The organism is Pseudomonas sp. TWR1-1-3, from assembly GCF_049896805.1.
Classification (GTDB): Bacteria; Pseudomonadota; Gammaproteobacteria; order Pseudomonadales; family Pseudomonadaceae; genus Aquipseudomonas; species Aquipseudomonas bubulae.
Genome location: NZ_JAFCUZ010000005.1, coordinates 335525 through 354555 on the forward strand (window position 1 = coordinate 335525; position 19031 = coordinate 354555).

20 protein-coding genes and 1 pseudogene are annotated in these 19031 nt (G+C 59.9%); 18 read left to right on the forward strand and 3 right to left on the reverse strand.

From position 1 onward, the window contains the following. Positions 1 to 4: 4 nt before the first annotated feature. Complete coding sequence (gene rpmE / locus ACP7BE_RS19895) at positions 5 to 232, reverse strand: 50S ribosomal protein L31 (RefSeq protein WP_016783180.1); 228 nt, start codon at positions 230 to 232, stop codon at positions 5 to 7. Positions 233 to 446: 214 nt separating this feature from the next. On the opposite strand from rpmE, the gene ACP7BE_RS19900 reads away from it, so the two are divergent. The 6 genes from ACP7BE_RS19900 to ACP7BE_RS19925 all read left to right on the forward strand — a co-directional run bounded on the left by ACP7BE_RS19900 (position 447) and on the right by ACP7BE_RS19925 (position 7953). Next, entirely contained in the window at positions 447 to 2666 is a 2220-nt protein-coding gene (locus ACP7BE_RS19900; protein WP_095000843.1) for a primosomal protein N', read from the forward strand. A 242-nt stretch (positions 2667 to 2908) separates the two neighbouring features. After that, positions 2909 to 4645 (forward strand): arginine--tRNA ligase, encoded by a 1737-nt coding sequence (gene argS, locus ACP7BE_RS19905; protein ID WP_095000841.1) that lies wholly within the window; start codon positions 2909 to 2911, stop codon positions 4643 to 4645. Position 4646: 1 nt separating this feature from the next. Next, positions 4647 to 5339, forward strand: coding sequence for an SPOR domain-containing protein (locus tag ACP7BE_RS19910; protein WP_095000840.1), 693 nt, complete (start codon positions 4647 to 4649; stop codon positions 5337 to 5339). A gap of 243 nt (positions 5340 to 5582) precedes the next feature. Beyond that, entirely contained in the window at positions 5583 to 6113 is a 531-nt protein-coding gene (hslV, locus tag ACP7BE_RS19915; RefSeq protein WP_016783176.1) for an ATP-dependent protease subunit HslV, read from the forward strand. 68 nt (positions 6114 to 6181) lie between these two features. Continuing rightward, positions 6182 to 7516: an ATP-dependent protease ATPase subunit HslU gene (gene hslU / locus ACP7BE_RS19920; RefSeq protein ID WP_095023786.1), complete on the forward strand. Its 1335-nt coding sequence runs from the start codon at positions 6182 to 6184 to the stop codon at positions 7514 to 7516. Between the two features lie 65 nt (positions 7517 to 7581). Further along, positions 7582 to 7953, forward strand: coding sequence for a gamma-butyrobetaine hydroxylase-like domain-containing protein (locus ACP7BE_RS19925; protein WP_169916155.1), 372 nt, complete (start codon positions 7582 to 7584; stop codon positions 7951 to 7953). Positions 7954 to 8014: 61 nt separating this feature from the next. On the opposite strand, the gene ACP7BE_RS19930 is transcribed toward ACP7BE_RS19925, so the two are convergent. Next, positions 8015 to 8683: a phasin family protein gene (locus tag ACP7BE_RS19930; protein WP_095000838.1), complete on the reverse strand. Its 669-nt coding sequence runs from the start codon at positions 8681 to 8683 to the stop codon at positions 8015 to 8017. A 144-nt stretch (positions 8684 to 8827) separates the two neighbouring features. Beyond that, positions 8828 to 9103, reverse strand: coding sequence for a polyhydroxyalkanoic acid system family protein (locus ACP7BE_RS19935; RefSeq protein ID WP_095000837.1), 276 nt, complete (start codon positions 9101 to 9103; stop codon positions 8828 to 8830). A gap of 106 nt (positions 9104 to 9209) precedes the next feature. On the opposite strand from ACP7BE_RS19935, the gene ubiE reads away from it, so the two are divergent. From ubiE to ACP7BE_RS19995, 12 genes and pseudogenes are all read left to right on the forward strand, one after another. After that, positions 9210 to 9980 (forward strand): bifunctional demethylmenaquinone methyltransferase/2-methoxy-6-polyprenyl-1,4-benzoquinol methylase UbiE, encoded by a 771-nt coding sequence (gene ubiE, locus ACP7BE_RS19940; protein WP_095000836.1) that lies wholly within the window; start codon positions 9210 to 9212, stop codon positions 9978 to 9980. Next, entirely contained in the window at positions 9980 to 10603 is a 624-nt protein-coding gene (locus tag ACP7BE_RS19945; RefSeq protein WP_426106998.1) for a ubiquinone biosynthesis accessory factor UbiJ, read from the forward strand. Before ubiE ends, ACP7BE_RS19945 begins: the two co-directional genes overlap by 1 nt. Then, complete coding sequence (ubiB, locus tag ACP7BE_RS19950; protein WP_095000834.1) at positions 10600 to 12204, forward strand: ubiquinone biosynthesis regulatory protein kinase UbiB; 1605 nt, start codon at positions 10600 to 10602, stop codon at positions 12202 to 12204. The genes ACP7BE_RS19945 and ubiB overlap by 4 nt, the downstream gene beginning before the upstream one ends. 79 nt (positions 12205 to 12283) lie before the next feature. Next, entirely contained in the window at positions 12284 to 12685 is a 402-nt protein-coding gene (gene hisI, locus ACP7BE_RS19955) for a phosphoribosyl-AMP cyclohydrolase (RefSeq protein WP_426107000.1), read from the forward strand. Continuing rightward, positions 12678 to 13010: a phosphoribosyl-ATP diphosphatase gene (locus ACP7BE_RS19960; RefSeq protein WP_095000832.1), complete on the forward strand. Its 333-nt coding sequence runs from the start codon at positions 12678 to 12680 to the stop codon at positions 13008 to 13010. Before hisI ends, ACP7BE_RS19960 begins: the two co-directional genes overlap by 8 nt. Before the next feature lie 24 nt (positions 13011 to 13034). Continuing rightward, on the forward strand, positions 13035 to 13313 hold the full coding sequence (locus ACP7BE_RS19965) for a twin-arginine translocase TatA/TatE family subunit (protein WP_019825245.1): 279 nt from the start codon (positions 13035 to 13037) through the stop codon (positions 13311 to 13313). Positions 13314 to 13323: 10 nt separating this feature from the next. Further along, positions 13324 to 13740, forward strand: coding sequence for a Sec-independent protein translocase protein TatB (gene tatB, locus ACP7BE_RS19970; protein WP_095000831.1), 417 nt, complete (start codon positions 13324 to 13326; stop codon positions 13738 to 13740). Between the two features lie 4 nt (positions 13741 to 13744). Further along, a complete protein-coding gene (gene tatC / locus ACP7BE_RS19975) occupies positions 13745 to 14542 on the forward strand; it encodes a twin-arginine translocase subunit TatC (protein ID WP_095000830.1) in 798 nt (265 codons plus the stop codon). Next, entirely contained in the window at positions 14539 to 15249 is a 711-nt protein-coding gene (locus tag ACP7BE_RS19980; RefSeq protein ID WP_095000829.1) for a 16S rRNA (uracil(1498)-N(3))-methyltransferase, read from the forward strand. The genes tatC and ACP7BE_RS19980 overlap by 4 nt, the downstream gene beginning before the upstream one ends. Positions 15250 to 15428: 179 nt before the next feature. Next, positions 15429 to 16490, forward strand: a pseudogene (locus tag ACP7BE_RS19985) (methyl-accepting chemotaxis protein); the annotation flags it as partial. 141 nt (positions 16491 to 16631) lie between these two features. After that, positions 16632 to 17345 (forward strand): methyl-accepting chemotaxis protein, encoded by a 714-nt coding sequence (locus ACP7BE_RS19990; protein ID WP_371926149.1) that lies wholly within the window; start codon positions 16632 to 16634, stop codon positions 17343 to 17345. Positions 17346 to 17441: 96 nt separating this feature from the next. After that, a complete protein-coding gene (locus ACP7BE_RS19995) occupies positions 17442 to 19010 on the forward strand; it encodes a methyl-accepting chemotaxis protein (RefSeq protein WP_426107004.1) in 1569 nt (522 codons plus the stop codon). The last annotated feature ends 21 nt before the right edge of the window (positions 19011 to 19031 follow it).

Sequence of the window (19031 nt, forward strand, 5' to 3'; positions counted from 1 at the left end):
CGCCTTACTCGGCGGCTTTTTTCGTAGCGCCGAAAGCACCGAAACGAGTTTTGAAGCGATCAACACGACCGCCAACGTCCAGAGTTTTCTGCTTACCGGTGTAGAACGGGTGGCACTCGTTGCATACGTCGGTGCCCAGTGGCTTGCACAGGTTCGAACGAGTTTCGAACTTGTTGCCGCAGCTGCAAGTTACCAGGATTGTTTCGTACGCTGGATGGATATCGGCTTTCATGGGGTATTCCTCTAGCGTGCCGCCACTCAACACCATTGTTGAATACCGCACGTAAAATTAGGGCGCCGATAATACCAGACCTTTGCATTGACGCAAGCGGCAAAGCATGATCCGCCTGCAAGTTTCACAGTTCATTGACCTGCCTTTTAGTCCCGCGCGGCGTTGTCTGCTAGGCTCCGGGCCATCTTTGCCGTTCATCACTTGAGAGCCCCGCGTGCCCGACGCCATTTTGCGCCTTGCCCTGCCTTCCCCCTTGCGCCGCCTGTTTGATTACCGGGCGCCTGCTGGCGTGCTGCGCAGTCAATTACAGCCCGGCATGCGCCTGCGGGTACCGTTCGGACGACGGGAGATGATTGGCATACTGGTCGAGGTGGTCGACCACAGCGAAGTACCAGCCGAAAAGCTCAAGCCCGCCATCGCCCTGCTCGACGCCACGCCGCCGCTGCCCGCCTCTTTATTCAAGCTGTGCCTGTGGACGTCGCAGTACTACCAGCACAGCCTGGGCGACACCCTGAGCTGGGCGTTGCCAGTATTGCTGCGCCAGGGTGAGCTGGCCGAAACGCGCCAGGAACGATTCTGGCAGATTGCCCCGGGCGCCCGGCTTGACGACCCCCGTGTTGCCCGCGCTCCACGCCAGCGTGAAGCACTGGCCACCCTCGCCCAGCACCCCCACGGCGTGGCGCATCAACTGTTAAGCAAGTTGATGCTGAGCAAGGACAGCCTCGACCTGCTGCTGGCCAAGGAGCTGGTCACTGTCGAGATTCGCCGCCATGCACCCAGTGAGCGCCATGAACATTGGCTGGCTCAGCCCGAGTTGCCGCTCAACGACGAGCAACGCGCTGCCTACGAAGCGATTCGCGCAGGTTTCGACCACTTCCATGCCTTCCTGCTGGCCGGGGTCACTGGCAGCGGCAAGACCGAAGTGTATTTGCAATTGATCCGTGAAACCCTCCAGGCCGGCAAGCAGGCGCTGGTGCTGATCCCGGAAATCAACCTGGGTCCGCAAACCCTGGCCCGCTTCGAACAACGCTTCAATGCCCGTATTGCGCTGGTGCATTCTGCGGTCAATGACCGCGAGCGCCTGGAAAGCTGGCTGGCAGCCCGTGATGGCGAAGCCGACATTATTATTGGCACGCGTTCAGCGCTGTTCACCCCGATGAAAAACCCGGGGCTGATCATTATCGACGAAGAGCACGACGGCTCTTATAAACAGCAGGAAGGTTTGCGCTACCACGCCCGCGACCTGGCACTGGTGCGTGCCCGGCAGGAAAACATCCCCATCGTACTCGGCTCCGCAACGCCATCACTGGAAAGCCTGCACAACGCCTACACCGGCCGTTACGGCTTGCTGCGCCTGAACGAACGTGCTGGCGGGGCCAAACAGCCTCGTTTCCTGCGCCTGGATGTGAAAAGCCGTCCCCTGGACAGCGGCATTTCCGGGCCGATGCAACAGGCCATCGGCCAGACCCTCGCTGCAGGCCAGCAAGTACTGGTGTTTTTGAACCGTCGAGGCTTCGCGCCGACATTGCTGTGCCATGACTGTGGCTGGATGTCTGAATGCCAGCGCTGCGATGCGCGCATGACCGTTCATCAGCGCTCTGGCGAGCTACGCTGCCATCACTGCGGCTACGTCGAGCGCGTTCCGCGCAACTGCCCGCAATGCGGCAAAGTCGACCTGCGGCCTGTAGGTGCCGGGACTGAGCGCGCCGAAGAGCGGCTGGGGATTTTGTTCCCCGACTACCCGGTACTGCGGGTAGATCGAGACAGTACCTCGCGCAAGGACGCGATGAACCAACTGTTTGCCACGATCCAGAAGGGCCAGCCGTGCATACTGATCGGCACACAAATGCTCGCCAAAGGCCATCACTTCCCCCGGGTGACGCTGGTATCGATCCTGGATGCCGATGGCGGCCTGTTCTCCGGCGACTTCCGCGCCAGCGAGCGCATGGCCCAGCTGATCGTTCAGGTCGCGGGCCGGGCCGGCCGGGCTGAAGAGCCGGGCAAGGTGATTATCCAGACCCATCTGGCCGACCACCCGCTGCTGATCCAACTGACCGAGCAGGGTTACTTCGCCTTCGCCGAACAGGCCCTGAGCGAACGCCGGGCGGCAGGACTGCCGCCTTTCGCCCATCTGGCGCTGCTGCGCGCAGAAGCCCACAAACCGGGACAAGCCGAAGGTTTTCTGGATGAAGCCTGCAGCGAGGCTGAGCGCCTGCTGGGTGAGCTGAACCTGGGGGGTATCGAGTTGCTCGGCCCCGTGCCTGCGCCAATGGAGCGCAGGGCCGGACGCTATCGTGCTCAACTACTATTACAGGCCAATGCCCGTGCACCGCTGCATCGTTTACTGAGCCAATGGCTGCTGGTCCTTGAGCAAATGCCCAGCGGTCGTCAGGTGCGCTGGTCGCTGGACGTGGACCCGGTAGACCTTTATTGAGTCACCTCATGACCCCCGTGGAAGCGGGCTTGCTCGCGATGCAGACGACGCGGTACAACTTGAAAACCGCAGCGATGCCATCGCGAGCAAGCTCGCGCCCACCGTTTTGACGTAATAACCGAACACCGCAGATCCATAACCCGCCTGCTAAGGTTGGCAAGGCCGACCTTGCAACGGATAATACCCAGTTTTTCCACCTGCGCACTGAAGCGCTACCGCGCTTGCGGTCGAAAGAGAAGACCATGAAAGACACCATTCGCCAGCTTATTCAACAAGCCCTAGCTCAACTCGTCACAGAAGGTGTGTTGCCTGAAGGCCTGACGCCAGCGATTCAGGTGGAAAACGCCCGTGACAAAACCCACGGCGACTTCGCCAGCAACATCGCCATGATGCTGGCCAAGCCTGCGGGTATGAAACCCCGTGATCTGGCTGAAAAAATCATCGCGGCACTGCCCGCCGATGAGCAGATCAGCAAAACCGAAATCGCCGGCCCTGGCTTCCTGAATTTCTTCCAGAACACCCAGGCCCTGGCTTCGCGCCTCGACGCGGCCCTGGCTGACGAGAAAATCGGTGTACGCAAGGCCACCCCGGCCATGCGTACCGTGATCGACATGTCCGCGCCCAACCTGGCCAAAGAGATGCATGTGGGCCACTTGCGCTCCACCATCATTGGCGATGGCGTGGCCCGTGTACTGGAATTCCTCGGCGACGAGGTGATTCGCCAAAACCACGTAGGCGACTGGGGCACCCAGTTCGGCATGCTGATGGCCTATCTGGAAGAAAACCCGATCACCAGCGACGAGCTGTCCGATCTGGAAAACTTCTACCGCGCCGCGAAAAAACGCTTTGACGAGTCCCCGGAGTTCGCCGACCGTGCCCGTAGCCTGGTGGTCAAGCTGCAAGCCGGTGACCCGGACTGCCTGGCGCTGTGGACCAAGTTCAAAGACATCTCACTGTCGCACTGCCAGAAAATCTACGAGCAGTTGAACGTTAAACTGACCATGGCTGACGTAATGGGCGAAAGCGCCTACAACGACGACCTGATCAACGTGGTCAACGACCTCAAGGCCAAGGGCATGCTGGTCGAGAGCAACGGCGCCCAGTGCGTGTTCCTCGACGAGTTCAAGAATGCCGAAGGCGAGCCGCTGCCCGTCATCATCGTCAAGGCCGACGGCGGCTATCTATACGCCACCACTGACTTGGCAGCCATTCGCTATCGCAGCGGCGTATTGAAAGCCGATCGCGCCCTGTACTTCGTCGATCAGCGCCAGGCCCTGCACTTCCAGCAGGTGTTTGCGGTTGCGCGCAAGGCCGGTTTCATCACCCATCCGATGGAAATGGAACACATGGGCTTCGGCACCATGAACGGCGCCGATGGCCGTCCATTCAAGACCCGTGATGGCGGTACGGTTAAACTCATTGACCTGCTCAACGAAGCCAAAGAACGTGCCTACACGTTGGTTAAAGAGAAAAACCCGGAGTTGCCTGAAGACGAACTGCGTGCCATCGCCAAAGTTGTCGGCATTGGCGCGGTGAAATACGCCGACCTGTCCAAGCACCGCACCAGCGACTACAGCTTCAACTTCGACTTGATGCTGAACTTTGAAGGCAATACCGCACCTTACCTGCTGTACGCCTACACCCGCGTTGCGGGCGTGTTCCGCAAACTTGGCAAGGGCTTTGAAGAAGTGCAGGGCCAGATCGTGCTTGATGCCCCGCAAGAACAGGAACTGGCTGCCAAGCTGGCGCAGTTCGGCGAGGTGCTGAACAACGTGGCCGAAAAAGGCACGCCTCATACCCTCTGTACTTACCTGTACGAAGTGGCCGGCCTGTTCTCCAGCTTTTACGAGAACTGCCCGATCCTGAGCGCCGAAGACGAAGCACAGAAACAGAGCCGCTTGCGTCTGGCGGCACTGGCAGGCCGTACCCTCAAGCAAGGCCTGGAACTGCTGGGTCTGGAAACCCTGGAGCGCATGTAAGTTGGCCGCCAAGAAGAAACCAGTACCCAAGCGTGGTGCCAGCCGGTATCAGGCGCCCGCCAAAAAGCCGATCCCGGGCTGGCTATGGATGGCCATCGGCCTGACCGTGGGCGCCTTTATCGTGTTTCTGATGAAGCTCGAACCCGGCCAGGGTGATGACGTCAAACGGGTCAAGCAGGAGCAGCAGAAAGCCACGAAAGTGGCCGAAGCCAACAAGACCGCGCCGAGCCCGACTCAGCCGGCCAAGCCCAAGTACGACTTCTATACCTTGCTGCCCGAGTCTGAAGTGCTCGTGCCGCCAGAAGCCGTGCCCGAGAAGACCCTGCCTACACCACAAACCGCGCCGCTGGCACCGGTAACACCGGCTGAAGCAGCCAAAATCGACACCGCCCGCGCCCAGGCAGCCTTGAGCGGAATCACTCCGCCTCCAGCGCCACCTGTCGTCAAGGCGGCACCGGTTACCAAGTTCTTCCTGCAAGCGGGCTCGTTCCGCAAACAGGCCGATGCCGAAAAAGTACGCGCGCAAATCATCCTGCTGGGCCAGACCGCTACGGTTGAAGCCGGCACGGTGAAAGACGAAACCTGGTACCGGGTGCTGGTTGGCCCGTTCAGCAATCGCGACCAGTTGACGGTGGCCCAAAAGCAATTGGCGGGCGGCGGTTTCAACAACCTGTTGTTGCAACAGCGCCGCTGACAGCAGCCGCTCCCACGGGATTACGCTACACCCTGTGGGAGCGGGCTTGCTCGCGATGGCATCACCGCGATCAGCCTGACACTTCGGGTCGTCTGCATTTCGAGCAAGCCCGCTCCCACAACATCTTCGCCAAATCCTGCCTCCCCGTTCATCCCCATTCCCTCCCCGCTGTTGAAAAATCCGCGACAACCCCCATATGTATTTCCATCAGGCATTTTCGCCCCGCTGCGTGGAGACTCTCCCTTGACCACCATCGTTTCAGTACGCCGCCACGGCAAAGTCGTCATGGCTGGCGACGGCCAGGTTTCTCTTGGCAATACCGTGATGAAAGGCAACGCGAAAAAAGTCCGTCGCCTCTATCACGGCCAGGTCATCGCCGGTTTCGCCGGTGCCACCGCTGATGCATTCACCCTGTTCGAACGCTTTGAAGGCCAGCTTGAAAAGCACCAGGGCCATCTGGTTCGCGCCGCTGTCGAGTTGGCCAAAGAATGGCGTACCGACCGCTCGCTGAGCCGCCTGGAAGCCATGCTGGCCGTAGCCAACAAGGACGCATCCTTGATCATCACCGGTAACGGTGACGTGGTTGAGCCTGAAGACGGCTTGATCGCAATGGGTTCGGGCGGTGCATTCGCCCAGGCAGCGGCCCGTGCCCTGCTGATGAAGACCGAACTGTCGGCCCGCGAAATCGCTGAAACAGCACTCGGTATTGCTGGCGATATCTGCGTATTCACCAACCACAACATCACTATTGAGGAGCAGGACCTCGCTGAATAAGTCACCTGCCGGGCCGCTTCAACGGCCCGTTTGTGAACCTTGATTCTGCTAGAGGAACGCCAATTATTATGTCCATGACTCCCCGCGAAATTGTCCACGAACTCAATCGCCACATCATCGGCCAGGACGACGCCAAGCGCGCCGTTGCCATCGCGCTGCGTAACCGCTGGCGCCGGATGCAACTGCCGGAAGAACTGCGCGTTGAAGTCACACCAAAAAACATCTTGATGATCGGCCCTACCGGCGTCGGTAAAACCGAGATCGCCCGTCGTCTGGCCAAATTGGCCAACGCACCGTTCATCAAGGTTGAAGCGACCAAGTTCACCGAAGTTGGCTATGTAGGCCGCGACGTCGAGTCGATCATCCGTGATCTCGCTGATGCTGCAATCAAGCTGCTGCGCGAACAGGAAATCGTAAAGGTTCGCCACCGTGCCGAAGACGCCGCCGAAGAGCGCATCCTCGACGCCCTGCTGCCTCCTGCCCGCACATTCGGCGAAGAAGCCGCCGTACCGCAGGATTCCAACACTCGCCAGCTGTTCCGCAAGCGTCTGCGTGAAGGCCAGCTGGACGACAAGGAAATCGAAATCGAAGTCGCCGATGCTGTTGGTGTGGACATCTCCGCGCCGCCTGGCATGGAAGAAATGACCAACCAGTTGCAAAGCCTGTTTGCCAACATGGGCAAAGGCAAGCGCAAGAGCCGCAAGCTGAAAGTCAAAGAAGCCCTGAAAATGGTGCGTGACGAAGAAGCCGGTCGCCTGGTTAATGACGAAGAACTCAAGGCCAAGGCCCTGGAAGCGGTCGAACAGCACGGTATCGTGTTTATCGATGAAATCGACAAAGTGGCCAAGCGCGGTAATGTCGGTGGCGCCGATGTGTCCCGCGAAGGTGTGCAGCGCGACCTGCTGCCGCTGATCGAAGGTTGCACCGTCAATACCAAACTGGGCATGGTCAAGACCGACCACATCCTGTTTATCGCTTCCGGTGCGTTCCACCTGAGCAAGCCAAGCGACCTGGTGCCCGAGCTGCAAGGCCGTCTGCCGATCCGCGTTGAACTCAAGGCGCTGTCGCCACAGGATTTCGAACGCATCCTCAGCGAGCCGCACGCTTCGTTGACCGAGCAATACCGCGAGCTGCTGAAAACCGAAGGCCTGAACATCGAGTTCATGCCTGAAGGCATCAAGCGCCTGGCCGAAATTGCCTGGCAGGTGAACGAGAAAACCGAGAATATCGGTGCCCGCCGCCTGCACACGCTGCTTGAACGTTTGCTCGAAGAGGTGTCCTTCAGCGCCGGTGATATCGCCAGTGCGCAGAATGATGAGCCTATCCGCATCGACGCCGAATACGTCAACAGCCACCTGGGCGAACTGGCCGAGAACGAAGACCTCTCGCGCTACATCTTGTAAGCCCTTTGCACCTGTAGCCGCTCTCAGCGGCTACAGCGCTTGTGCAATGACCTAAGGTTATGACCATGATCCCCAGTGCCATCAACCTGCACAAAGCTTCTAAGACCCTCACCCTCAAATACCCGTCCGGCGAAGAGCACCACCTGCCGGCCGAGTTTCTGCGCGTGCACTCGCCGTCTGCCGAGGTCCAGGGCCATGGCAATCCGATTCTGCAATTTGGCAAGATCAATGTCGGCTTGAGCAAGATCGAACCCGCAGGCCAGTACGCGTTGAAACTGACCTTCGATGACGGTCACGACAGCGGGCTGTTTACCTGGGACTACCTCTACCAGCTTGGCGTGCGCCAGCAAGAGCTGTGGGCGGATTACTTGCAGGAACTGAAAAAAGCCGGCAAGTCCCGCGACCCGTCGGTGTCGGTGGTCAAATTGATGCTCTGAGCCGGCTGCAGCTTTTTTGTAGCCGCTGAGGCGCGCGCAGCCTCGCGCGGCTCGTCAGCGGCTACAAAGTGGAAGTCGTTCCCTTGGCATCAACCGCTGGCGCTTTAGGCGCTACTGGTTTCTTGGCCGCAGGTTTTTTGGCGGCCGGTTTGGCGGCTGCTGGCTTGCTCGCGGCCGCAGGAGCTTTAACAGCAGCGGGCTTGGCTGCAGGTTTGGCCGCAGGCTTGGCAGCCGCTTTGGCAACCGCAGGTTTTGCCGCAGCCTTGGCCGGTGCCGCCTTGCTCGCAACCGGCGCCTTGCTGGCCGCAACTTTGGCAGCCGCCGCAGTCAGCTTCTCGATATGCTTGGTCAGGGTCTCGACCTTGGCATGCAGCGCCTTGACCTCATCACGGCTGGGGACACCCAAGCGGGTAATGGCGCTATTAAGGCGCTTGTCGAAAGCCTCTTCGAACTCGCCCCACTTTTCCAGGGCCAGATCCTTGACATCTTCAACCCGCGAGCGCGCGGACGATGTCGACGATTTAACGCCCTCGGCCACTTTGTGCCCGGCATCCTTGGCCAGTTTTTCGGCCTTTTCGCCATCCTTGACCAGGGTGTCGAAGAGCTTGCTGCCATCGGTATCAATTTTCGAGTACACACCCAAACCTGCGAGCCAGATTTTTCGTGAGTACTCTTCCACCTTGCCTACCCAGGTGTTGCTGTCTTTAGCAGTCGGTTTTTTCGCAGCCATCGTGTTCCCCTCAATGTCATGTCGCGACGCCGGTGAGCAGGATCGTCGAATCATCAAGATGAACAAAGGTGCTCACCTGCATCAGGTTTAGACGTTAAACCGCCTTGTATCAAGGGCGCGGCCGCTATTAGACCGGCAACACGACTACGCCAGCGCCTTATCCAGCGAGCGTTCGATTTCCGACTGGATCATGCCGCTCATCGCCGACATCAACAGGCCCAGTTCCACATCGACCTTGACGTTGTTGTCGCTGATTAGCAGGGTGCCATTCACTCCCGAGCGCTTCAGTTTTACCGTGTCGCCCGCCCAGGTAGGGGTCAGGCCATACTGGCTGGCCAGTTTCTCGACCAAAGGACGGGCTTTCTCACGTGCGGCTTCAAGGCCCAGACTGTGGGTACGTTCAACGCTGATACGCGCCATGGCGTGGCTCCTGATAAATAAAGCCGCCACTATACATTCACCCTCGCCAAGACAAAGCCGGCCACCGGGATTAGAATGGCCAGCATTCTCTTTTGGTGACAGCGATATGACTGATCAGCGCAAAGGCAGCGATGCCGAACCCACCACTCACTTCGGCTTCAAAAACGTACCGGAAAGCCAGAAGGCCGAGAAAGTCGCCGAGGTTTTCCACTCTGTAGCCGGCAAATATGACCTGATGAACGACGTTCTGTCAGGCGGCATGCACCGTCTGTGGAAGCGTTTTACCATCGAGCTGTCCGGCGTACGCCCGGGCAACAAGGTGCTGGACATCGCTGGCGGTACCGGCGATCTGGCCCGCAAGTTCTCCCATCTGGTTGGCCCTACCGGCCAGGTCGTGCTGGCTGATATCAACGCGTCCATGCTCAAAGTCGGCCGTGACCGCCTGCTGGACAAGGGCGTAGCCGGCAATATCGAGTTCGTTCAGGCCGACGCTGAAAAGCTGCCGTTCCCGGACAACTATTTCGATTGCGTGACCATCGCTTTCGGCCTGCGCAACGTGACCCACAAGGAAGACGCCCTGCGCTCCATGCTGCGCGTGCTGAAGCCGGGCGGCCGCCTGTTGGTACTGGAGTTCTCCAAGCCGACCAACGCGCTGATGTCCAAGGTCTACGACACCTACTCGTTCGCTTTCATGCCGATGGTGGGCAAGCTGATCCTCAACGACCCGGAAAGCTATCGCTACCTGGCAGAATCGATCCGCATGCACCCGGACCAGGAAACCCTGAAGTCGATGATGGTCGAGGCCGGTTTTGACCGCGTGACCTATCACAACATGACCTCAGGTATCGTCGCCCTGCATCGCGGCATCAAGCCCTGATGTTGCTGCGCGGCCTTCTCGCCAGCGTCGAACACGGCGTCAACCGCGTATTGCGGCTGGACAGCACGGCCCTGGCGCGTTTGCGCCCCTTGACCGGCAAGTTGATTGCCGTCGATTGCGCCAGCCCCTCGCTGCACCTGTTTATTCTGCCCAGCGAAGAAGGCCTGATGCTGGCGAGCCAATGGGCAGCCGAGCCTGACTGCACCCTGCGCGCGCCTGCCTCCAGCCTGTTGCGCCTTGCTCTGAGCAAGGACAAGAGCGCCATCCTGCACAGCCCTGAAGTCGAACTCGAAGGCGACAGCGCTGTGTTGATGGAATTGGCGGCGGTGCTGCAAGACCTGGAACTGGATTGGGAGTATGAACTTTCGAACTGGATCGGGCCTGTGGCAACGGCATTGATCGGTGGCCATGTACGCAGCCGCGCCAACTGGTATCAACAAGGTTTCGCCAGTATCAACCAGAACCTGGCCGAATACCTGAGCGAAGAAGCCCGCACTTTGGTCGGAGAACGTGAGGCGCAAGCGCGCTTTGACGAGCTGGACCAACTCAAACTCGACCTGGATCGCCTTGAAGCGCGCGTTGAGCGCCTTTGCCGATCCCTCAATTCCAGCGATAACGCATGAAGCTGCTTGCCATACGCCGTTTGTTCCGCATCCAGCGCGTCGTCATTCGCTACCGGCTCGATGACCTGCTGTTCGCCCTGCCCTTGCCGTGGTGGATGTTGTCCCTGCGCTATGCACTGCCGTGGCGCTGGTTCCCGCGCAAAAAACTGGAGCTGAGCCGCGGTGCCGCCCTGCGCCTGGCGTTACAGGATCTGGGGCCGATTTTCATCAAGTTCGGCCAGATCCTTTCGACCCGCCGCGACCTGCTGCCCGCCGATATCGCCGATGAGCTGATGCTGCTGCAAGACCGCGTACCGCCGTTTGACCCGCAGTTGGCAGTCAAGCTGATCGAAGAGCAGCTCGGTGCCCGGATCAGTGAAGTGTTCAGCCGTTTTGATATCGAACCACTGGCCTCGGCCTCGGTGGCCCAGGTTCACTCGGCAAAACTCAAGACCGGCGAAGAAGTGGTGGTCAAGGTTGTACGCCCGGGCCTCAAGCCGATCATCGGCTCCGACCTGGCCTGGCTGTTTATCCTCGCCCGCACTGCCGAGCGTTTGAGCGCAGACGCGCGCCTGCTGCATCCGGTGGATGTGGTCAGTGACTACGAAAAAACCATTTACGACGAACTCGATCTGTTGCGTGAAGCGGCCAATGCCAGCCAGCTCAAGCGCAACTTCGAAGGCTCGCCGCTGATGTATGTGCCGCAAGTCTACTGGGACTGGTGCCGCCCGAAAGTGTTGGTGATGGAGCGCATCTACGGGATCCAGGTCACCGACCTTGCGGCCCTGGCCGATCAGCGCACCGACATGAAAATGCTGGCCGAACGTGGCGTGGAGATTTTCTTCACCCAGGTGTTCCGCGACAGCTTCTTTCATGCCGACATGCACCCCGGCAACATTTTTGTCAGCACCGTGAACCCGTGGGCCCCGCAATACATCGCCATCGACTGCGGCATTGTCGGCAGCCTGACCCCCGAGGACCAGGACTATCTGGCGCGCAACCTGTTCGCCTTTTTCAAGCGCGATTACCGGCGCGTGGCGCAGTTGCACATCGACTCAGGCTGGGTACCGGCGCACACCAAGCTCAACGAGTTTGAAGCGGCGATCCGCACCGTGTGTGAGCCGATCTTCGAAAAGCCGCTGAAGGAAATTTCCTTTGGCCAGGTGCTTATGCGCCTTTTCCAAACGGCGCGACGCTTCAATATGGAAGTCCAGCCACAGTTGGTGCTGCTGCAAAAAACCCTGCTCAATATCGAAGGCCTGGGCCGCCAGCTGTACCCCGACCTGGATTTGTGGAGTACCGCCCAGCCGTTCCTTGAGCGCTGGATGCGTGAGCGCGTCAGCCCCAAGACCCTGCTGCGCAACCTGCACAGCCAGGTCGAGCAGATCCCGCATCTGGCCGGCATGACCCGCGACTTGCTCGAACGCATGTCGCAGCCCCATGCCCATAACAAACAATTGGTCGTGCGCGAACCCCGTGACAGCTGGTTCCTGCGCCTGATCGGTGCCGGGCATCTGGCCGCTGGCGCATTACTGGCCAGTATTGGCCCGCTACACACTGCAGGCTATTGGCCTGCCGGCATAATGCTGGCCGTGGGCTTGTATCTGATCGTGCGCCGATAGCCAGCCCCGGTCGAGGCTGGCAAACTGTTAATTCACCAGGCCTCAGCCACAGGGCTGAGGCAGGTTGTCGGAGTCGAACATGAAAGACTGGCTGGACGAGATCAAATGGGACAACGACGGCCTGGTGCCGGCGATTGCCCAGGACCACAACACCGGGCGCGTACTGATGATGGCCTGGATGAACCGCGAGGCACTGAGCCTGACGGCAACCGAGAACCGTGCCATCTACTGGTCACGTTCCCGTGGCAAGCTGTGGCGCAAAGGCGAAGAGTCCGGCCATGTGCAAAAGCTGCATGAAATGCGCCTGGACTGCGACGCCGACGTGATCATCCTGATGGTCGAACAAATCGGTGATATCGCCTGCCATACCGGCCGTCAGAGCTGCTTCTACCGCGTGTACGAAAACGCCGAGTGGAAGATCGTCGACCCGGTACTTAAAGATCCGCACGCCATTTACCAAGCAGGGCACTCCCATGACTGACACTCTGAGCCGCGTAGCCCAAGTGCTCGAAGCGCGCAAAGGCGCAACCCCGGACAGCTCCTATGTGGCCAGTCTGTACCACAAGGGCCTGAACAAGATTCTGGAAAAGGTCGGCGAAGAGTCGATCGAGACCATCATCGCCGCCAAGGACGCTGCCATCAGCGGTGATTGCAGCGATGTCATCTACGAAACAGCCGATCTGTGGTTCCATAGCATGATCATGCTGGCCCAGCTGGGGCAGCATCCTCAGGCCGTACTGGATGAACTGGAACGTCGTATCGGCACCTCCGGCCATGTGGAAAAAGCCTCGCGGCCGTCCACCTAACCCTTATTTGCAAAGGAACAGATCATGGGCATTTTTGACTGGAAACACTGGATCGTCATTCTGGTAGTCGTAGTCCTTGTCTTCGGCACCAAAAAACTGAAAAACCTGGGCACGGATGTCGGCGAATCGATCAAGGGCTTTCGCAAGGCCATGAACGACGACGAAAAGCCTGCCGAGCCCGTGGTTCCACCTGCGCAGCCAACCGCCGCGCCGCAGCCGCACACCACTTCGACCCTGAACGAGCCGCACACCATCGACGTGCAGGCGCAAAAAGTCGAAGAGCCGACCCGCAAAGACGTGTGAGCCAAAACTAATGTTCGGTATCAGCTTCAGTGAACTGCTGCTCGTCGGCCTGGTGGCCCTGCTGGTGCTCGGCCCCGAGCGCTTGCCGGGTGCTGCACGCACGGCGGGCCTGTGGATCGGGCGCCTGAAACGCAGCTTTAATGCGATCAAACAGGAAGTTGAACGGGAAATCGGCGCGGACGAAATACGTCGGCAGCTGCACAACGAACATATCCTGTCGATGGAAGAGGAAGCCAAGAAAATTCTGGCTCCGCTGCAGGACGCTGTGAAGCCGTTAACGCCCACCGAGCCACCTGTCAGTACCGCTCCCGTCGCACACCCAGAGTCTGCGAGCGCTGCGCCCGTGACCCTGAGCAAAACCGCGTCCGCCCCTGCGCCGCAACCGGCAGCGCCACACGACCCCACCCTGCCACCGCGAGCCCCTTAAGCGCATGAGCGATAAGCCTGAACACGACCAGCCAATGCCGCTGGTTTCGCACCTGACCGAGTTGCGTACCCGCCTGTTGCGCTGCATCGCGGCGATTTTCATCATTTTTGCCGGGCTGTTTGCCTTTACCCAGCAGATCTACACCCTGGTCTCCACGCCGCTGCGTGAATACCTGCCGGTGGGTGCAACGATGATCGCCACCGACGTGGCCTCGCCGTTCCTGACCCCCCTCAAGCTGACCATGATGGTCTCGCTGTTTATCGCCATTCCGGTGATCCTGCATCAGATCTGGGGGTTTATTGCACCGGGCCTGTACAAGCATGAAAAACGCATCGCCGTGCCCCTGCTGGTGTCGAGCATTTTCCTGTTTTACGCCGGCATGGCCTTTGCCTACTTCCTGGTATTCCCGCTGGTGTTCAAGTTCTTCGCCGCTGCCACCCCGGAAGGGGTTGCGATGATGACCGATATCAGCAGCTACCTTGATTTCGTCATGACCCTGTTCTTTGCTTTTGGCGTGGCCTTTGAAATCCCCGTAGCCGTAGTGCTGCTGGTGTGGATCGGCATCGTCGATGTGCAATACCTGCGCAAGATCCGCCCCTACGTGATTATCGGCTGCTTCGTGGTCGGCATGATCCTGACCCCGCCCGACATTTTCTCGCAAACCTTGCTGGCGATCCCGATGTGGATGCTGTTTGAAATCGGCATCCTGTTTGGCAGCCTGGTCAGCAAAAACAAGCGTGGCGATGACGCAGACGAGCAACCGGCCGATAACGACGCCCAACCGCCAGCACCACAAGCGTGAACCTGCTGCTCCTCGAAGAGGCTGATTTCATTGCCGCCGACCGCGTGATCCTGCGTGACCGGCGCCTGACGCATATGCAGGAAGTTCACCGTGCTGCAGTGGGCGACAGCCTGCGCGTGGGGCGCATTGGCGGGCTGATGGGCAGCGCCGAACTGGTGCGTCTGGAGGCCAAAGAGGCTGAGCTGGTTATCCACAGTCTGGACCTGCCGCCACCCGCCAAACTGCCACTGACCCTGCTGCTGGCGCTGCCGCGCCCGAAAATGCTGCGCCGGGTGCTGCAAACCGTAGCCTCGATGGGTGTGCCCAAGATCATTCTGGTCAACAGCTACCGGGTTGAAAAAAGCTTCTGGCAGACACCGTTTCTGGAGCCCGAAGCCATCCGCGAACAGTTGATCCTGGGGCTGGAGCAGTCCCGTGACAGCGTGTTGCCCGAGGTCATCATCGAAAAACGCTTCAAGCCGTTTGTCGAAGACCGCCTGCCGGCGCTGGTGGAAGGCACCCTGGGCCTGGTGGGCCACCCGGGGGATTACCCGGCCTGCCCGCGCGGGCTGGATGAGGCCGTAACCCTGGCCATCGGCCCTGAGGGTGGCTGGATCCCCTACGAGATCGACTTGCTGGCCAAGGCGGGCTTGCAGCCAGTGCAACTGGGCGCACGCATCCTGCGGGTCGAAACCGCCGTCACGGCGCTGCTCGCCCGCCTGTTCTAGACCGCTCTGCAGGGCGCTGCGGGCGCATTCCAGGCCCGCAGCAGCCCCTGACATTTGTGTAGCCTCTTTTCCTCCTTAAGATTTGCTCGCTCGAGCCGATGCAGTAGCACTTCAATATCACTCAAGAAGCCATGGACGGCTGTTATCGATGCCAATCGATCAAAAAAAGGAACTCGTCCATGAACCATTGGTTGACTGCCACACTAGGCAATATCAGTGTCAATCGTAAGCTCGGCCTGGGCTTCGGCCTTGTGTTGCTGCTGACCCTGCTCATCACCATCACCGGCTGGAATGGGCTGACCAGCGTGATTGAGCGGGGCGACAAGCTGGCCAATATTTCCCAGGTCATCGCCCTGATCAAGGATTTGCGCATTGCCCGCGTCACCTACGACAAGAACAACGGTGAAAACGGCCCGGGCGAGGTCAATGACCTGCTCAACAAGATCGGTAACCAGCTGGTCGCCGCCAACAAGCTGATGGTCCAGGCCAATGACCTGAGCATGAGCAAGGACGAAATCAGGGCCGTCGAGCAGTACAAGAGCATCTTCGCCACTATCGATGAGGCGACCCGGGCACGCGAAGTCAGCAGGGCCAAGCTCGGTGCAACATCCGTCGCCGCCCTCAGCCAGATTGCCGGGATCGAAAAGGATGTGCTCCAGAGTGAAAACCTGGCCGAGTTCAACAGCGTCAACCAGGTCAACCGGTCGCTGTTGCAGGCCCGCTTCGAGGTGCGCGGCTACACCCACACCGGCGATATCGATGCCGCGGTGCCTGCCGTGGAAGCCATCGATCAAGCGCTGGCAGAACTGGCCAGCCTCAGTAAGCGACTGCCCGCTACCTATGCCCCTCAATTCGAGCAGGCCATCGCTTCGCTGAAGAACTACCGCGCTGCCTTTATCGACTTTCGCGATTCCCAAGTGAACAGCGACAAGCAATTATCACAACTGCAAGTACTGGGCGATGCACTGGTCGACCTGAGCAACAAACTGTCCCTGTCACAACTTGACCAACGGGATATCGATACCCGACACGCCAAAACCGCGCTGCTGGTCTGCGCATCATTGGCACTGGTGCTGGGTATTATCGCGGCCTGGATCATCACCTGGCAGATCGTTACGCCCTTGCGCGACACGCTCAATATTGTCCGGGCCGTGGCAGCCGGTGACCTCAGCCAGAGCCGCCCGACAACCCGCCGTGACGAACCCGGCCAGCTGCAGCAGGCCATTGAAGTCATGCGCGGGGGCTTGCACGAACTGATCTGCGGGATCGGCGAAGGCGTTAGCCAAATTGCCAGCGCAGCGGAGCAGCTGTCTGCCGTTACCGGGCAAACCAGCGCAGGGGTCAACAGCCAGCGCATCGAAACCGATCAGGTCGCCACTGCCATGAATGAAATGGCCGCCACCGTGCATGAAGTCGCGCGCAATGCCCAGGAAGCGTCCAAAGCCGCGATCACCGCCGACCTGCAAGCTCAGGAGGGTGACACCGTGGTGGCCCAGGCCGTTGAGCAGATTGGCCGCCTGGTGGCGGAAGTGCAGCTATCCACTGATGCAATGGCACATCTGAAGCACGAAAGTGACAAGATCGGTAGCGTACTGGATGTTATCAAGGCTGTTTCGCAACAAACCAACTTGCTGGCCCTCAACGCCGCAATTGAAGCCGCCCGTGCCGGAGAGGCAGGTCGTGGTTTTGCCGTGGTGGCCGACGAGGTACGCAGCCTGGCGCAGCGCACGCAGAAGTCCACGGAAGAGATTGAAGTGCTGATCACGGGCCTGCAAAACGGTACGCAACAAGTATCCAGCAGCATGGACAGCAGCCGGTTGCTGACGGACAGCAGTGTAGAGTTGACCCGGCGGGCGGGTGAGTCTTTGAGCACCATTACCCGTACCGTATCGACCATTCAAGGTATGAATCAGCAGATTGCGGCCGCGGCCGAGCAACAAAGCGCGGTGGCCGAAGAGATCAACCGCAGTGTGGTGAATGTGCGCGACGTGTCAGAGCAAACTGCCACCGCCAGCAAGCAGACCGCCGCCTCCAGCATTGAACTCGCACGGCTAGGCACACAGCTGCAAACCCTGGTGGCCCGTTTCAAGGTCTGACCAGGAGCGGTGCGACTTTCGTCACACTAACGGCAACTGTCCTTCAGTTCCGGGCCACGACGCCGATGACCTGATACCCCTCCAAGGAGTATCACCATGTACCGTCAGCTGGCCCAACTGCTGGGCAATATCAGCGTCAACCGCAAACTCTGCCTGGGCTTCGGCCTGGTGCTGGTGCTGACCCTGCTGATTGCCGGCACGGGCTGGAACGGCCTGGTCTCGGTGATCGACCGGGGCGACAAGCTGGCCAACATTTCGAAAATCATCAGCCTGACCAAAGACCTGCGTATTGCACGCCTCGAATATGAACGCCAGCCCGGGGAAAGCGCACTTGCCGGCGTTACCAACCAACTGAGCGAACTGGACAACGCACTGGCGTTGTCGCGCAAACAGCTGACCTCTCCCGACGACCTGGCCCTGGTTGAGCAGCAGCTCAACGCCGTGGCGGAGTACAAACGTGCCTTCGCCGACCTTATCCAGGGCACCCAGGCCAGTGATCAAGCCGTTGAACGCATGCACCAGCAGGGCAATGTCCTGATCGAGCAAAGCCAGAAGCTCTCGACCCTGCAGGCCACCAAACGCAACAACGAAAGCCGCCAGGCTACCAACCTGCTGATCGGCTGCACACTGCTGGCACTGGTACTGGGCATCATTGCTGCCTGGGTTATTACCCGCCAGATAGTCATACCGCTGCAACGCACCCTCAAAACCGTTGAGCGCATTGCAGCAGGCGACCTGACCCACGACTACCCGACCGACCGCCGCGACGAGCTGGGCCAGCTACAGCAAGCCATACAGCGCATGACTGCCGGCCTGCGGGAGTTGATTGGCGGTATCAGCGACGGCATAACGCAAATCGCCAGTGCCGCCGAAGAACTCTCGGCGGTCACCGAGCAAACCAGCGCCGGGGTCAACAACCAGAAGGTCGAGACCGATCAGGTCGCTACCGCCATGCACGAAATGGCGGCAACCGTGCAGGAAGTGGCGCGTAATGCCGAAGAAGCTTCCGAGGCTGCGCTCGCGGCCGACCAGCAGGCGCGTGAAGGCGACACAGTGGTCGCGCAGGCCCTGGCCCAGATTGAGAAGCTGGCCATCGAAGTCGGCCACTCCACCGACGCCATGGGCCATCTCAAGCGCGAAAGCGACAAGATCGGCAGTGTGCTTGACGTGATCAAGTCCGTGGCCCAGCAAACCAACCTGCTGGCGCTCAACGCGGCGATTGAAGCGGCACGGGCGGGCGAAGCCGGTCGCGGCTTTGCCGTGGTGGCCGATGAGGTACGCAGCCTGGCGCAGCGCACGCAAAAATCCACGGAAGAGATCGAAGAGTTGATTGCCGGGCTGCAAAGCGGCACCCAGCAGGTCTCCAGCAGCATGGACAGCAGCCGCGCCCTGACTGACAACAGCGTTGAGCTGACCCGTCGAGCAGGCGAATCACTGGGCAATATTACCCGCACGGTGTCTACGATTCAGGGCATGAACCAGCAGATTGCCGCAGCCGCCGAACAGCAGAGTGCGGTGGCGGAGGAAATCAACCGCAGTGTATTGAATGTGCGTGATGTGTCTGAGCAAACCGCCGCCGCCAGCGAAGAGACAGCAGCCTCCAGCGTTGAACTGGCGCGCCTGGGTACGCATTTGCAGACACTGGTGGGGCGGTTCAAGGTCTAGAAACCTCTGCCCCTGTGGGAG

Coding starts and splice junctions, on each gene's coding strand:
- ACP7BE_RS19960 (WP_095000832.1), top strand. CDS start 12,678: ATGACTGACACTCTGAGCCGCGTAGCCCAAGTGCTCGAAGCGCGCAAA.
- hisI (WP_426107000.1), top strand. CDS start 12,284: ATGAAAGACTGGCTGGACGAGATCAAATGGGACAACGACGGCCTGGTG.
- ACP7BE_RS19925 (WP_169916155.1), top strand. CDS start 7,582: ATGATCCCCAGTGCCATCAACCTGCACAAAGCTTCTAAGACCCTCACC.
- ACP7BE_RS19995 (WP_426107004.1), top strand. CDS start 17,442: ATGTACCGTCAGCTGGCCCAACTGCTGGGCAATATCAGCGTCAACCGC.
- tatC (WP_095000830.1), top strand. CDS start 13,745: ATGAGCGATAAGCCTGAACACGACCAGCCAATGCCGCTGGTTTCGCAC.
- hslU (WP_095023786.1), top strand. CDS start 6,182: ATGTCCATGACTCCCCGCGAAATTGTCCACGAACTCAATCGCCACATC.
- ACP7BE_RS19965 (WP_019825245.1), top strand. CDS start 13,035: ATGGGCATTTTTGACTGGAAACACTGGATCGTCATTCTGGTAGTCGTA.
- ACP7BE_RS19990 (WP_371926149.1), top strand. CDS start 16,632: ATGAATGAAATGGCCGCCACCGTGCATGAAGTCGCGCGCAATGCCCAG.
- ACP7BE_RS19930 (WP_095000838.1), bottom strand. CDS start 8,683: ATGGCTGCGAAAAAACCGACTGCTAAAGACAGCAACACCTGGGTAGGC.
- argS (WP_095000841.1), top strand. CDS start 2,909: ATGAAAGACACCATTCGCCAGCTTATTCAACAAGCCCTAGCTCAACTC.
- tatB (WP_095000831.1), top strand. CDS start 13,324: ATGTTCGGTATCAGCTTCAGTGAACTGCTGCTCGTCGGCCTGGTGGCC.
- ACP7BE_RS19935 (WP_095000837.1), bottom strand. CDS start 9,103: ATGGCGCGTATCAGCGTTGAACGTACCCACAGTCTGGGCCTTGAAGCC.
- ubiE (WP_095000836.1), top strand. CDS start 9,210: ATGACTGATCAGCGCAAAGGCAGCGATGCCGAACCCACCACTCACTTC.
- ubiB (WP_095000834.1), top strand. CDS start 10,600: ATGAAGCTGCTTGCCATACGCCGTTTGTTCCGCATCCAGCGCGTCGTC.
- rpmE (WP_016783180.1), bottom strand. CDS start 232: ATGAAAGCCGATATCCATCCAGCGTACGAAACAATCCTGGTAACTTGC.
- ACP7BE_RS19945 (WP_426106998.1), top strand. CDS start 9,980: ATGTTGCTGCGCGGCCTTCTCGCCAGCGTCGAACACGGCGTCAACCGC.